Below are 13,131 nucleotides of genomic sequence, written 5' to 3' on the forward strand. Positions count from 1 at the left end.
TAGGGGGTGTCTATGGTTGGTATTTTTTTAAAGTCAGCAAAAGTGACGAGCATTAACAGTCACGGGTTCTGGATCAAATGCAACGATGAAGAGTTGTATCTGCCGTTTGTCGAATTTCCGTGGTTCGAGCACGCCACCGTTCCCCAGATCTGCAAGGTGCGCTACGTGAGCTCCACGCGCCTGTACTGGCCCGAGCTCGATCTCGATTTCACCATCGAATCGCTGCGCAATCCCCTGTCTTCGCCCAACAGCACCTTTCACTACGATTGCTGATGCGGCGCCGGCCTGGCGCGTCGTGCGCGCTCAGGCCAGCCCGCCAAAGCGCTGGTAAAAGGCGGCATCGGCGCGTGGCGCGTTGGCGTCCTCGCGCGTGAGCGCAGCCATGATGTGCTGCTCCGCCGCTGCCTGCGTGCGGCGGTAGATCGCGCGCGCCAGCGCGTAGGCGTCCACGCCCGGCCACGGATCGGGCAGCAGTTCGACCGGCAGCATCGGGTCGTGCAGCTGCACGCGCCGGTACGCATGAATCAGCAGGCTGCGGATGACGAACGCTTCCTCCGCGGTCAACTGCGCCTCTTGCTCCAGCAATGCAAGCAGGGGGCGGAACTGCGCCATGAAACCATGGTAGCCATCGACCACCACCGATAGATCCCACCCTTCTGCCGCCAGTTCGCGCAGCGGCCGCGTCGACACGCCGGCCAGTTCTGCAGCCCTGCATACCAGCAGCTTGCCGCGCGCGTTGTGGCGCACCAGCAATTCCTCGATCACGTCGGCGCCGGCCGCAGGATGGCCGAATATGCCGGGCGCAATCTGCGCATAGCCTTCCCACGCCAGCTCCTTGCGCAGCGTGGCGCGGGTAGGCGCATCCAGCGTGCCCGATGCCGCCAGCACCATGGTCCAGCTGCCATCCCAGTGCGCCGTCAGCGGCGCATAGATGCGGCGGTTGGCGCGTTCAAAGCGGGGCAGGGCTTGCGGCAGCAGGGAGTAGGAGCTGCGCCGGCCATCGCGGTTGGCCACCAGCCAGCCTTCCTGCGCCAGCCGGAACACGCTGGTGCGCAGCAGCCGGTCATTGACGCCAAAGGGCGCCATCAGTTCGATCAGGCTGCCCAGCCAGACGGTGCCGCCGTGCGGGGCGATGGCATCGCCAAAGATCGTCATCACCAGCGACTTCGAGCGCGGCGGGTCGGTGGCCAGGAAGCGGGCAATCCATTCGGTGCTCGTCATAAGTTTCATGGGTGAATTCATACACGAATCTTAAACCGGATTCGGACATGATTCACAAAAATAGGTGTACATCTCAAAATATGTATCGTATTATCGACATTCAGACTTGGCAAGGGGAGCATCACCATGTACGCACAACTGGTAGAAACGGGACTGAGCAAGGTCCAGGGCGCTGACGACATGAGCGCCGACGAGCTGGCCTTCCAGGCCCGCATCGATGCCGGCATCAAGATCGAAGCGAAGGACTGGATGCCCGACGCCTACCGCAAGACCTTGATCCGCCAGATTTCGCAGCACGCGCACTCGGAAATCGTCGGCCAGCTGCCGGAAGGCAACTGGGTGACGCGCGCCCCTACGCTCAAGCGCAAGTCGATCCTGCTGGCCAAGATCCAGGATGAAGCGGGTCATGGCCTGTACCTGTACAGCGCCGCCGAAACGCTGGGCGTGTCGCGCGACGAGCTGCTGGCGGCCCTGCATTCGGGCAAGGCCAAGTATTCGAGCATCTTCAATTACCCCACCCTGTCGTGGGCCGACATGGGCGCGGTAGGCTGGCTGGTGGATGGCTCGGCCATCATCAACCAGATTCCCCTGTGCCGCTGCTCGTACGGCCCGTATGCACGCGCCATGATCCGCGTGTGCAAGGAAGAGTCCTTCCACGCGCGCCAGGGCTACGACATCATGATGAGCCTGGCCAGGGGCACGCCCGAGCAAAAGGCCATGGCGCAGGATGCGCTCAACCGCTGGTGGTGGCCGTCGCTGATGATGTTCGGCCCGTCGGACGCCGAGTCGGTCAACAGCGCGCAGTCGGCCAAATGGCGCATCAAGCTGTTCTCCAACGACGAACTGCGCCAGCGCATGGTGGACCAGACCGTGCCCCAGGCCGAATACCTGGGCCTGACCATTCCCGATCCCGACCTGAAGTTCAACGCCGAAACGGGCCACTACGAGTTCGGCAAGATCGACTGGAGCGAATTTAATAACGTCCTGAAGGGCAATGGCCCGTGCAACCGCGAACGCCTGGCCACGCGCGTCAAGGCCTGGGACGACGGCGAATGGTTCCGCGATGCGATGGTGGCCTACGCCGACAAGAAGCAGGCGCGCGCCGCCTGACGCAATGCTGCAAACATGGAGAAAGCAATGAGCAAAGAATGGCCCCTGTGGGAAGTCTTCATCCGTAGCCAGCACGGCCTGGCCCACAAGCACGTGGGCAGCCTGCACGCGAGCGACGCCGAGATGGCGGTCAACAATGCGCGCGACGTCTACACCCGCCGCAATGAAGGCGTCTCGATCTGGGTGGTTCGCGCGGCCGACATTGTCGCCAGCAGCCCGGCCGACAAGGGCGCCCTGTTCGAGCCGTCGAACAGCAAGGTATATCGTCACCCGACCTTCTTCCCGATGCCGGAAGAAGTCAAGAACCTGTGAGCGTGTCCGTGAACCAGGATGTGAACAATCGATTCGATTACCTGCTGCGCCAGGGCGACAACGCCCTGATCCTGTCGCAGCAGCTGTCCAAACTGTGCGGCAAAGGGCCGGCGCTGGAAGAAGACATGGCGCTGACCAACGTGGCGCTCGACCTGCTGGGCCAGACCCGCATGTGGCTGACCTACGCCGGTGAACTGGAAGGACGCGGCCGCGACGAAGACAAGCTGGCCTACCTGCGCGACGCCCACGACATGCGCAACTGCCTGCTGGTGGAGCAGCCCAACGGTAACTACGCCGACACCATGGTGCGCCAGTTCTACTTCGACACCTGGCACTACTTTTTGATGCAGGGGCTGAGCTCATCGAGCGATACGCGCATCGCCGAGATCGCGGAAAAGTCGATCAAGGAAGTGACCTACCACCTGCGCCGCAGCGGCGACCTGATCGTGCGCATGGGCGACGGTACCGAGGAAAGCCATCGCCGCACCCAGACCGCGGTCAACGCGCTGTGGATGTACAGCGGCGAAGCGTTCATGTACGACGCGGTTGACGAGGCCATGGTGGCGCAGGGTGTGGCGCCGGCGGCAGAGGGCCTGCGCGCCTCCTTCCTGGAGCATGTGTCCGAGATCCTGGCAGAAGCCACGCTCACCATGCCCGATCCGGGAGCATGGATGCAGCAGGGCGGCAAAAAGGGCCGCCACAGCGAGCACCTTGGCTACATCCTGGCCGAAATGCAGTTCCTGCAGCGCGCCTATCCCGGCGCCGAGTGGTAAGCATGCCTCCCGCAGCCAGTGCCGATCAGGTATGGACCTGGCTGGGGGAGGTCGCCGATCCGGAAATCCCGGTCATCTCTATCGTGGACCTGGGCATCGTGCGTGATGTCGCCTTTGAGGATGACACCTGCGTGGTGACCATCACGCCCACCTATTCGGGCTGCCCGGCCATGCAGGTGATTGCCGACTCGGTGCAGGAAGCGCTGCGCGGGCGCGGCATGGACAAGGTCAGGCTGGTGAACCAGCTCTCGCCCGCCTGGACCACGGACTGGATGAGTGACGCCGGCAAGGCCGCGCTGAAGGGCTATGGCATAGCGCCGCCGGCGCAGCAGGTGATCGATATCAGTGGCCTGCACGCGGGCGTCAAGCGCCGGCCTGCGCCGCCGCTGGTGATCACCTGCCCCAATTGCGGATCGACCCACACTGAGCTGACCAGCCAGTTTGGTTCCACGCCGTGCAAGGCGCTCTACAAATGCCTGGACTGCCGGGAACCGTTTGATTATTTTAAGTGCCACTAGGGCCACAACACGCTACAACACGCGACAACACGTATAACACTGGGTCCATCATGAGCAAATTTTATCCATTGGCCGTTGCCAAGGTAAAGCACGAGACGCGCGACACCATTGCCGTCACCTTTGACGTGCCGGCGGAACTTGCCGCCAGCTTCGCCTACCAGCAGGGCCAGCACCTGACCCTGCGCGCCATGATCGGCGACGAGGATGTGCGCCGCTCGTACTCGATCTGCTCGGCAGTGCAGGATGGCGCGCTGCGCGTGGCCATCAAACGCACGCCGGGCGGCCTGTTTTCGTGCTGGGCCAACGATTCGCTCAAGCCCGGCATGACGCTCGAAGTCATGCCGCCCATGGGCCACTTCAACGTGCCACTGTCTGGCGAACATGCGCGCCACTACGTCGCCTTTGCGGCCGGCAGCGGCATTACGCCGATCCTGTCGATCATCAAGACCACGCTGTTGACGGAGCCGAACAGCCGCTTTACGCTGTTTTACGGTAACCGCGCGTCGTCCTCCGTCATCTTCAAGGAAGAACTGACGGACCTGAAAGACATGTACATGGATCGCCTCAACCTGGCCTATGTCATGAGCCGCGAGCAGCAGGATGTGGAACTGTTCAACGGCCGCATCACCAAGGAAAAGGTGGAGCAGTTCATCAAGTACTGGATCAATATCGACGACATCGATATCGCCTTCATCTGCGGCCCCGAGGACATGATGCATGGCGTCTCGGCCGCGCTGCAGGAAGCGGGCATGCCCAAGGAGCACATCAAGGTGGAGCTGTTCGCCGCCAGCATCCCCAAGCACCAGCACAAGCCACGCCAGTTCGACGCCGGGGTGCGGCACGAGACCGAGGTCACCGTCATCATGGACGGCAACCATGCCAGCTTCAGCATGGACAAGGACAAGGAATCGATCCTGGACGCCGGCCTGCGCGCCGGCATCGACATGCGTTACTCCTGCAAGGGCGGCGTGTGCTCCACCTGCCGCTGCAAGCTGCTCGAAGGCCAGGTCGACATGGACGCCAACTTCGCGCTCGAAGACTACGAAGTGGCGCGCGGCTTCGTGCTGTCGTGCCAGGCCTTTCCGGTCACCGACAAGGTGGTCATCGATTTTGATCAAGCCGAATAAAAACCACGGGGACACTAGCATGAACTATGAGAACATCCAATTTCAGATCGCCGACGGCATCGCGACACTGACGCTGAACCGTCCGGACAAGCTCAATAGCTTCACCCAGGCCATGCACCTTGAGGTGCGCGCTGCGCTGGATGAACTCAAGGCCGACAATACCGTGCGCGTCCTGCTGCTCACCGGTGCAGGGCGTGGCTTTTGCGCCGGCCAGGACCTGTCGGACCGCGCGGTGGAGCCGGGCGCCCAGGGCGTGGACCTGGGCCACTCGGTGGAGACCTATTACGCGCCGCTGGTGCTGGCCCTGAAAGCCCTGCCGATCCCGGTCATCTGCGCCGTCAACGGCGTGGCCGCCGGCGCCGGTGCCAACCTGGCACTGGCCTGCGACATCGTGCTGGCCGCCAAATCGGCCAGCTTCGTGGAAGTGTTCTGCAAGCTGGGACTCATTCCCGACACCGGCGGCACCTGGCACCTGCCGCGCCTCGTGGGTCACGCGCGCGCCATGGGCATGGCCCTGCTGGGCGAGAAAATCACTGCCGAAGTGGCCGAGCAGTGGGGCCTGATCTGGAAATGCGTGCCCGACGAAGCGCTGATGGAGCAGGCCATGACCATGGCCAGGCACTTTTCCACCGCGCCGACCAGGGGCCTGGCCTTTACCAAGCAGGCGCTCCAGGTCAGCCACGCCCATACGCTGCCCGAGCAGCTCAAGCTTGAAGGCGAGATGATGCGCGAACTTGGCTACAGCCGTGACTACCGGGAAGGCGTGGCTGCCTTCATGGCCAAGCGTACGCCTAACTTTACGGGAGAATGAACATGGCCCAGGCACTGGAAAAAGGCAGCGTGGTAGCCGTGATCGGCAGTGGCGCCATGGGTTCCGGCATTGCGCAGGTGGCCGCTGCCGCAGGCTACCAGGTCAAGCTGTTCGATACGCGCACCGATGCGGTGGCCAAGGCCATCGCAGACATTAACAAGGTGTACGGCAAACTGGTGGAAAAGGGCCGCATGAGCGTGGACGATGCCGCCGCTGCCGGCGCGCGCCTGCACAAGGTAAGCGACATCCACGAAGTGGGCGACGCCGCGCTGGTGGTCGAAGCCATTGTCGAGAACCTGGATGTCAAGCGCATGCTGTTTGCCGACCTGGAACGCGCCGTGGGCGACGAATGCATCCTGGCCACCAATACGTCCTCCATCTCCGTGACCGCGATTGCCGCCAAACTGCGCCGGCCGGAGCGGCTGGTGGGCATGCACTTCTTTAATCCCGTGCCCTTGATGGCGCTGGTGGAAGTGATCAGCGGCCTGGCGACGTCGCAGGAAGTGGCCGACACCGTGTTTGCCACGGCTGCCGCATGGGGCAAGAATCCGGTGCACGCAAAGTCCACGCCCGGCTTCATCGTCAACCGTGTTGCGCGGCCATTCTATGCCGAAGGCTTGCGCCTGCTGTCCGAGCAGGCGGCCGATCCTGCCACGCTCGATGCGGTCATGCGCGAAGCAGGGGGTTTTCGCATGGGCCCCTTTGAACTGATGGACCTGATCGGCCACGACGTCAATTTCTCGGTCACGCAATCCGTGTTCAATGCCTACTTCGGCGATCCGCGCTTCATGCCGTCGGTGCTGCAGCAGGAGATGGTCAACGCCGGTTTCCTGGGCCGCAAATCGGGACGCGGCTTCTACCAGTACGGCGACGATGCGGCAAAGGCGCTCCCGCGTACCGAGGCCGAGCAGCCGCGGCCCGCTGCCGTGGGCATCAGCATTTCGCTCGACATGAGTAATCCCGTGACAGCGCCCATGGAGCAGCGCTTCACTGCTGCCGGCTACACCGTCACGCACCGCGAGCCGCAGCCGGGCGTGGCCCACAGCGAGGCGCCGGGCTTTCACTGCAACGGCGCGGCCATCTTCCTGACCGATGGCCGCACTGCAACCGAACGTGCAGCAGCGGACATGCACCCCAACACGGTGCTGTACGACCTGGTGCTCGACCCTGCAAATGCCACGCGCATTGCGCTGGCCTGTGCCGACCAGTGCAGTGATGCGGCCTATGAATCGGCGGTGGGCCTGTTCCAGGCTGCGGGCTTCGCCGTGACCCGGCTGAACGACGTGCCCGGCATGGCCGTCATGCGCACCGTGGCCATGCTGGCCAACGAGGCTGCCGAAGCGGTGAACCAGGGCGTGTGCTCGGCCGAAGCGGTGGACATCGCCATGCAGAAGGGCGTGAATTATCCGCGCGGGCCGCTCGCGTGGGCCGACAGCGTGGGCATTACCCACATTGTCACGGTGCTGGGCAATCTGGCCGCAAGTTACGGCGAAGACCGGTATCGCGTCTCGCCGCTGCTGCGCCGCAAGCTGGCAAGCGGAGCGAACTTTTATGGATGACATGCTGGCGCTGGCCCGACTGGCCGGCAAGACCATGTATGAGCGCGACCCGGCCAGCCAGGCGCTGGGCATGCGGCTCGACGATATCCGTCCCGGCTACGCGCGCATGACCATGCCGGTGCGGCAGGACATGCTCAATGGCCACCAGACCTGCCACGGCGGTTATATCTTCATGCTGGCCGACAGCGCATTTGCCTTTGCCTGCAATTCGCACAACTTCAACACTGTCGGTGCCGGCTGCACCATCGAGTATCTGGCACCAGGCAAGCTGGGTGACTGCCTTAGCGCGGAGGCGGTGGAACAGGCATTGTCCGGCAAGACTGGTGTGTACGACGTCAAGGTCACCAACCAGGAGGGGCGCACCGTCGCGCTCCTGCGCGGCAAATCGCATCGCGTGGCCGGCCTGGTGGCCGACAGCGTGGGCGGATAGTCCACGACCAAGGAGGGCAACATGGTGCAACGCATTCCCGCTCCGGGGGACCTGGAGCCGATTGAAACGGCGAGCCGCGACGAACTGCAGGCGCTGCAGCTTGAACGCATGCGGTGGTCGCTGCGGCATGCGTATGACAATGTGGCGCACTACAAGGCGGCTTTCGATGCCGCCGGCGTGCATCCGGACGATCTCAAGTCGCTGGCCGACCTGGCCAGGTTTCCGTTCACCGACAAGAAGACGCTGCGCGACAATTATCCCTTTGGCCTGTTCGCGGTACCGCGCCAACAGGTGGTGCGGATCCACGCATCGTCCGGCACCACCGGCAAGGCCACGGTGGTGGGCTACACCCAGAACGACATCGATACCTGGGCCAGCGTGGTGGCTCGCTCCATCCGCGCCGCCGGCGGCAGGGCGGGCGACATGGTGCACGTCTCTTATGGCTACGGTCTGTTCACGGGCGGCCTTGGTGCCCACTATGGCGCCGAACGCCTTGGCTGCACCGTCATTCCCATGTCCGGCGGGCAGACCGAAAAGCAGGTGCAGCTGATCTGCGACTTCGAACCGTCGATCATCATGGTCACGCCCTCGTACATGCTTAACATCATCGAAGAATTCAGGCGCCAGGGGCTTGACCCGGCAGCATCCTCGCTCAAGGTAGGCATCTTTGGCGCGGAGCCCTGGACCAACGCCATGCGCAGCGAGATTGAACAGGGCGCGGGTATCGATGCCGTCGATATTTATGGCCTGTCCGAAGTGATGGGCCCCGGCGTGGCCAGTGAATGCATCGAGAGCAAGGACGGTCCCGTGATCTGGGAAGACCACTTTTATCCCGAGATCATCGATCCTGTCACCGGCGAAGTGCTGCCTGACGGTGAAGAAGGCGAACTGGTATTCACCTCGCTCACCAAGGAAGCGCTGCCCATCATCCGCTACCGCACGCGCGACCTGACGCGCTTGCTGCCGGCGACCTCGCGCTCCATGCGCCGCATTGACAAGATCACCGGCCGCTCCGACGACATGCTCATCATCCGCGGCGTGAATGTCTTTCCCACGCAGATCGAGGAGCTGATCCTCAAGATGCCGCAGCTCGCGCCTCACTACCAGCTGACGGTATCGCGCGACGGCCACCTCGACTCGATGGCCGTAACCGCCGAACTGCGCGATGACGGCCAGGCGCCGGCAGCCGCGCAAGCACTGGCCCGTGAACTCGAACACCATATCAAGACCTTTGTCGGCATCACGACCAGGGTCACCCTGGTGCCGCCCGGCGGCATCGATCGCACACTGACGGGCAAGGCCAAACGTGTGTTCGACCAGCGCCCCAAATCCTGAAGAAGAACCGGAGCAGACATGAATCAAATTACAGACGCCTTTATTTGCGACGCCATTCGTACCCCTTTTGGCCGCTACGGCGGCTCGCTGGCCGGTATCCGCGCCGATGACCTGGCCGCGCTTCCCATTGCCGCGCTGATGGCACGTAATCCTGGCGTGGACTGGAGCCGCGTGGACGACCTGTACTACGGCTGCGCCAATCAGGCCGGTGAAGACAATCGCAACGTGGGCCGCATGGCCGCGCTGCTGGCCGGGCTGCCGCCGGAAGTGCCGGCCAATACCATCAACCGCCTGTGCGGCTCCAGCCTGGATGCTGTGGGCCTGGGTGCGCGCGCCATCAAGTCGGGCGAGGCTCAGCTGATCATTGCCGGCGGTGTGGAAAGCATGACGCGCGCGCCGTTCGTGATGGGCAAGGCCGACAGCGCATTTTCACGCGCCGCCAGGATCGAGGACACCACCCTCGGCTGGCGCTTTGTCAATCCGCTCATGAAGGCGAAGTACGGCATCGACAGCATGCCGGAGACGGCCGAGAATGTCGCGCGAGAATTCAACATCAGCCGCGCCGACCAGGATGCATTCGCGCTGCGCAGCCAGCAGCGCTGGGCCAGGGCCAACGCTGCCGGCGTGTTCAGGGACGACATCATCGGCGTTACCATCCCCATGAAAAAGGGCGAGTCGCGCATGTTTGACACCGACGAGCAGCCGCGCGCCGACACCAACATCGAGTCGCTGGCAAAACTCAAGGGCGTCGTCACGCCCGATGGCAGCGTCAGCGCGGGCAATGCATCGAGCTTGAACGACGGCGCCTGCGCCATCCTGATCGCTTCTGCGGCCGCTGCGGGCCAGTATGGCCTCACGCCGCGCGCCCGCATCGTTGGCATGGCAACCGCCGGCCTGGCGCCGCGCATCATGGGCTTTGGCCCGTCGCCGGCCACCAAAAAGGTGCTGGCCATGACCGGCCTGTCGATTGGCCAGATGGACGTGATTGAATTGAACGAAGCATTTGCCGCCCAGGGTCTGGCCGTGACGCGCGACCTGGGTCTGGCTGACGACGCCGAACATGTGAACCCGAATGGCGGCGCGATCGCGATTGGCCATCCGCTGGGCGCATCCGGCGCGCGCCTGGTGCTGGCAGCGGTCAACCAGTTGCACCGCACGGGCGGGCGCTATGCGCTGTGCACCATGTGCATTGGTGTTGGCCAGGGTATCGCACTGGTCGTGGAACGGGTATAAGCTGGGCGCCATGGTAAAAGTCTATGAAATCGATGGCGTACGGCCGGTGGTGCATCCCAGCGCCTACGTGCACCCGACTGCAGTGCTGATCGGCGACGTGATCGTCGGCCCGCGCTGCTATGTGGGGCCGCTGGCGTCCCTGCGCGGCGATTTTGGCCGCCTGATCATGGAAGAAGGTTCCAACCTGCAGGACACCTGCGTCATGCATGGCTTTCCCGGCGAGGACACGGTCGTGGGCGTGGATGGCCACATCGGCCACGGCGCCGTGCTGCACGGCTGCCGCATCCTGCGCAACGCCATGGTGGGCATGAATGCGGTCGTCATGGACAAGGCGGTAGTGGGCGAGGAATCGATTGTGGCCGCGATGAGCTTTGTCAAAGCCGGCATGATCATCCCGCCGCGCAGCATGGTGATGGGCGCCCCGGCGCGCGTGGTGCGCGAGGTGACCGACAAGGATATCGCCTGGAAGAGCTTTGGCACGAAGCAGTATCACGACCTGGCCGTCCGCTCGCTCAGCACCATGCGCGAAGTGGAAGCCTTTACCGAGATTGAAGCTGACCGTCCGCGCATCGACTTCGGTCCCGACATGCACCGCCCCAAAGAGTAGCCACAAGATTAAACACGGAGAACACATATGCAAAACGTAGCAACCCTGCAAAGCTGGATTGGCGGCCGCTGGCTTGGATCAGAAGCGTCGGTGCCCCTGCACAGCGCCATCAACAGCGCGCTCATCTACCACACCCACGCCGAGAAGATCGACTTTGACGAAGCCGTGACCTACGCCCGCAAGACCGGCGTGCCGTCCCTGATGGCGCTCGACTTCCAGAAGCGTGGCCAGGTACTCAAGGCGCTGGCGCTGTACCTGATGGAGCGCAAGGAAGAGCTCTACAAGATTTCGCACCTGACCGGCGCCACGCGCGCGGACAGCTGGGTCGACATCGAGGGCGGCATCGGCACCCTGTTTGCCTATGCCAGCATGGGCAGCCGGGAGCTGCCGTCGTCGAACGTGCTGCATGAGGGGCCGGCCCTGGCACTGGGCAAGAATGGCGGTTTTGCCGGTACCCACATCCTGGTGCCGCGTGGCGGCCTGGCAGTGCACATCAATGCCTTCAATTTCCCCATCTGGGGCTTGCTTGAAAAGTTTGCGCCGAGCTTTTTGGCGGCCATGCCGTGCATCGGCAAGCCGGCGACGGCAACGAGCTACCTGACGGAAGCGGTGGTGCGCATGATGCACGATTCCGGCCTGCTGCCGGAAGGCGCGCTGCAACTGGTCATTGGCAGCACCGGCGACCTGCTGGACCGGCTGACCGGCTTTGACGCCGTCACGTTCACCGGGTCCGCAGATACTGCCGCCAAGCTGCGCGTCAACAAGAACCTGATCGCCAATTCGGTGCCCTTTACGGCCGAAGCGGACTCGCTCAATTGCGCCATCCTGGGGCCGGACGTAACGCCGGACGACGAGGAGTTCGACCTGTTCGTCAAGGAAGTGGCACGCGAGATGACCGGCAAGGCTGGCCAGAAGTGTACGGCGATCCGCCGCATCATCGTGCCGCAGCAGCATGTGGAAGCGGTGGGCGAGCGCCTGCGCGCCCGCCTGGCGAAGGTGGTGGTGGGCGACCCGTCCATGGAAGGCGTGCGCATGGGCGCGCTGGCATCGATGGACCAGCACCGCGATGTGCATGGCCGCGTGGAGATGCTCTCACAAGGGAACGAAGTGCTGTTTGGCGCCAGGGATGGTTTCTCGCCAGTGGGCGAAGGGGCGGCCAACGGTGCCTTCTTCTCGCCCACGCTGCTCCTGTGCCGCAACGGCATGACCAACGATGCCGTGCACGACGTGGAAGCTTTCGGTCCGGTCAGCACATTGATGACGTATTCGGACATTGACGAAGCGCTGGCCCTGGCAGCACGCGGCAAGGGTAGCCTGGTCAGCACGCTCGTCACGCGCGACCCGATGATTGCGGCGCGCGCGGTGCCGGCCATGGCCGCCTCGCATGGCCGCGTGCTGGTGCTGGACCGCGAGGCGGCGGTCGATTCGACCGGCCACGGTTCGCCGCTGCCGCAGCTCAAGCACGGTGGTCCCGGCCGCGCCGGTGGTGGCGAAGAGCTGGGCGGCATTCGCGCCGTACGCCACTTCCTGCAGCGCGCCGCGCTCCAGGGCTCGCCCACCATGCTGGCCGCGGTCACCGGCGAATACGTGCGCGGCGCCAAGGTCAACGAGAGCGAGGTGCACCCGTTCCGCAAATACTTTGAAGACCTGAACATGGGCGACTCGCTCCTGACCCACCGCCGCACGGTGAGCGAGGCCGACATCGTCGCCTTTGGCGGTATTTCGGGCGACTTCTTCTACATGCACTTTGATGAAATCGCGGCCCGGGATTCGCAGTTCGGCAAGCGCATCGCGCACGGCTACTTTGTCCTGTCGGCGGCGGCGGGCCTGTTTGTTTCGCCGGCCCCGGGTCCGGTACTGGCCAACTATGGTCTCGACAACCTGCGCTTCATCACGCCGGTTGCCATTGGCGACACCATCCGCGCACGCCTGACCTGCAAGCGCAAAGTGGACCGCAACCGTACCGACGAGCGTGGCGTGGGGCAGGGCGTGGTGGCGTGGGATGTGCAGGTAACGAACCAGAACGATGAACTGGTGGCCAGCTACGACATCCTGACCCTGGTGATGAAGCGCGCGCTGCACGCCGTGCAGTAAG

General features: G+C 63.8%; 14 protein-coding genes. 13 read left to right on the forward strand and 1 reads right to left on the reverse strand.

The genetic code is table 11. The features are described 5' to 3' along the window. Positions 1-42 precede the first annotated feature (42 nt). Positions 43-273 (forward strand): DUF2442 domain-containing protein, encoded by a 231-nt coding sequence (locus KY495_RS11980; RefSeq protein WP_219883906.1) that lies wholly within the window; start codon positions 43-45, stop codon positions 271-273. 30 nt (positions 274-303) lie between these two features. Here KY495_RS11980 and paaX read toward each other — a convergent pair whose 3' ends face one another. Beyond that, positions 304-1,230: a phenylacetic acid degradation operon negative regulatory protein PaaX gene (gene paaX, locus KY495_RS11985; protein ID WP_219883907.1), complete on the reverse strand. Its 927-nt coding sequence runs from the start codon at positions 1,228-1,230 to the stop codon at positions 304-306. A gap of 117 nt (positions 1,231-1,347) precedes the next feature. Here paaX and paaA point away from each other — a divergent pair, with 117 nt between their 5' ends. From paaA to paaZ, 12 genes are read left to right on the forward strand one after another with little or no spacing between them, the layout of a single operon-like run. Continuing rightward, the gene (paaA, locus tag KY495_RS11990; RefSeq protein WP_219883909.1) at positions 1,348-2,331 is read left to right on the forward strand and encodes a 1,2-phenylacetyl-CoA epoxidase subunit PaaA; all 984 of its coding nucleotides are present in this window, start codon (positions 1,348-1,350) and stop codon (positions 2,329-2,331) included. Between the two features lie 27 nt (positions 2,332-2,358). Further along, a complete protein-coding gene (paaB, locus tag KY495_RS11995) occupies positions 2,359-2,643 on the forward strand; it encodes a 1,2-phenylacetyl-CoA epoxidase subunit PaaB (protein ID WP_093382317.1) in 285 nt (94 codons plus the stop codon). After that, a complete protein-coding gene (gene paaC, locus KY495_RS12000; protein ID WP_219883911.1) occupies positions 2,640-3,416 on the forward strand; it encodes a 1,2-phenylacetyl-CoA epoxidase subunit PaaC in 777 nt (258 codons plus the stop codon). Before paaB ends, paaC begins: the two co-directional genes overlap by 4 nt. A 2-nt stretch (positions 3,417-3,418) precedes the next feature. Then, complete coding sequence (gene paaD, locus KY495_RS12005) at positions 3,419-3,934, forward strand: 1,2-phenylacetyl-CoA epoxidase subunit PaaD (RefSeq protein WP_219883913.1); 516 nt, start codon at positions 3,419-3,421, stop codon at positions 3,932-3,934. A gap of 50 nt (positions 3,935-3,984) precedes the next feature. Beyond that, positions 3,985-5,061, forward strand: coding sequence for a 1,2-phenylacetyl-CoA epoxidase subunit PaaE (paaE, locus tag KY495_RS12010; RefSeq protein ID WP_219883915.1), 1,077 nt, complete (start codon positions 3,985-3,987; stop codon positions 5,059-5,061). A gap of 19 nt (positions 5,062-5,080) precedes the next feature. Then, entirely contained in the window at positions 5,081-5,872 is a 792-nt protein-coding gene (gene paaG, locus KY495_RS12015; protein ID WP_219883917.1) for a 2-(1,2-epoxy-1,2-dihydrophenyl)acetyl-CoA isomerase PaaG, read from the forward strand. Between the two features lie 2 nt (positions 5,873-5,874). Then, positions 5,875-7,431: a 3-hydroxyacyl-CoA dehydrogenase PaaH gene (paaH, locus tag KY495_RS12020; protein ID WP_374041003.1), complete on the forward strand. Its 1,557-nt coding sequence runs from the start codon at positions 5,875-5,877 to the stop codon at positions 7,429-7,431. After that, a complete protein-coding gene (gene paaI, locus KY495_RS12025; RefSeq protein WP_219883921.1) occupies positions 7,424-7,861 on the forward strand; it encodes a hydroxyphenylacetyl-CoA thioesterase PaaI in 438 nt (145 codons plus the stop codon). Before paaH ends, paaI begins: the two co-directional genes overlap by 8 nt. A 21-nt stretch (positions 7,862-7,882) precedes the next feature. Next, entirely contained in the window at positions 7,883-9,196 is a 1,314-nt protein-coding gene (gene paaK, locus KY495_RS12030) for a phenylacetate--CoA ligase PaaK (RefSeq protein WP_219883923.1), read from the forward strand. Between the two features lie 27 nt (positions 9,197-9,223). Then, positions 9,224-10,429 (forward strand): 3-oxoadipyl-CoA thiolase, encoded by a 1,206-nt coding sequence (gene pcaF, locus KY495_RS12035; RefSeq protein WP_219884222.1) that lies wholly within the window; start codon positions 9,224-9,226, stop codon positions 10,427-10,429. Between the two features lie 10 nt (positions 10,430-10,439). Then, positions 10,440-11,036 carry a phenylacetic acid degradation protein PaaY gene (gene paaY / locus KY495_RS12040; RefSeq protein WP_219883925.1) on the forward strand — a complete coding sequence of 199 codons (597 nt, stop codon included), beginning with the start codon at positions 10,440-10,442 and terminating at the stop codon, positions 11,034-11,036. A 27-nt stretch (positions 11,037-11,063) separates the two neighbouring features. Then, positions 11,064-13,130, forward strand: coding sequence for a phenylacetic acid degradation bifunctional protein PaaZ (gene paaZ, locus KY495_RS12045; protein ID WP_219883927.1), 2,067 nt, complete (start codon positions 11,064-11,066; stop codon positions 13,128-13,130). Position 13,131 lies beyond the last annotated feature (1 nt).

It is taken from the genome of Massilia sp. PAMC28688 (assembly GCF_019443445.1).
GTDB lineage: Bacteria > Pseudomonadota > Gammaproteobacteria > Burkholderiales > Burkholderiaceae_D > Telluria_A.

What these genes read in the sequence shown, in the direction of transcription:
- paaX (WP_219883907.1), bottom strand. Translation starts at nt 1,230, where the DNA reads ATGAAACTTATGACGAGCACCGAATGGATTGCCCGCTTCCTGGCCACC.
- paaA (WP_219883909.1), top strand. Translation starts at nt 1,348, where the DNA reads ATGTACGCACAACTGGTAGAAACGGGACTGAGCAAGGTCCAGGGCGCT.
- paaB (WP_093382317.1), top strand. Translation starts at nt 2,359, where the DNA reads ATGAGCAAAGAATGGCCCCTGTGGGAAGTCTTCATCCGTAGCCAGCAC.
- paaD (WP_219883913.1), top strand. Translation starts at nt 3,419, where the DNA reads ATGCCTCCCGCAGCCAGTGCCGATCAGGTATGGACCTGGCTGGGGGAG.
- paaE (WP_219883915.1), top strand. Translation starts at nt 3,985, where the DNA reads ATGAGCAAATTTTATCCATTGGCCGTTGCCAAGGTAAAGCACGAGACG.
- paaG (WP_219883917.1), top strand. Translation starts at nt 5,081, where the DNA reads ATGAACTATGAGAACATCCAATTTCAGATCGCCGACGGCATCGCGACA.
- paaH (WP_374041003.1), top strand. Translation starts at nt 5,875, where the DNA reads ATGGCCCAGGCACTGGAAAAAGGCAGCGTGGTAGCCGTGATCGGCAGT.
- paaI (WP_219883921.1), top strand. Translation starts at nt 7,424, where the DNA reads ATGGATGACATGCTGGCGCTGGCCCGACTGGCCGGCAAGACCATGTAT.
- paaK (WP_219883923.1), top strand. Translation starts at nt 7,883, where the DNA reads ATGGTGCAACGCATTCCCGCTCCGGGGGACCTGGAGCCGATTGAAACG.
- paaY (WP_219883925.1), top strand. Translation starts at nt 10,440, where the DNA reads ATGGTAAAAGTCTATGAAATCGATGGCGTACGGCCGGTGGTGCATCCC.
- paaZ (WP_219883927.1), top strand. Translation starts at nt 11,064, where the DNA reads ATGCAAAACGTAGCAACCCTGCAAAGCTGGATTGGCGGCCGCTGGCTT.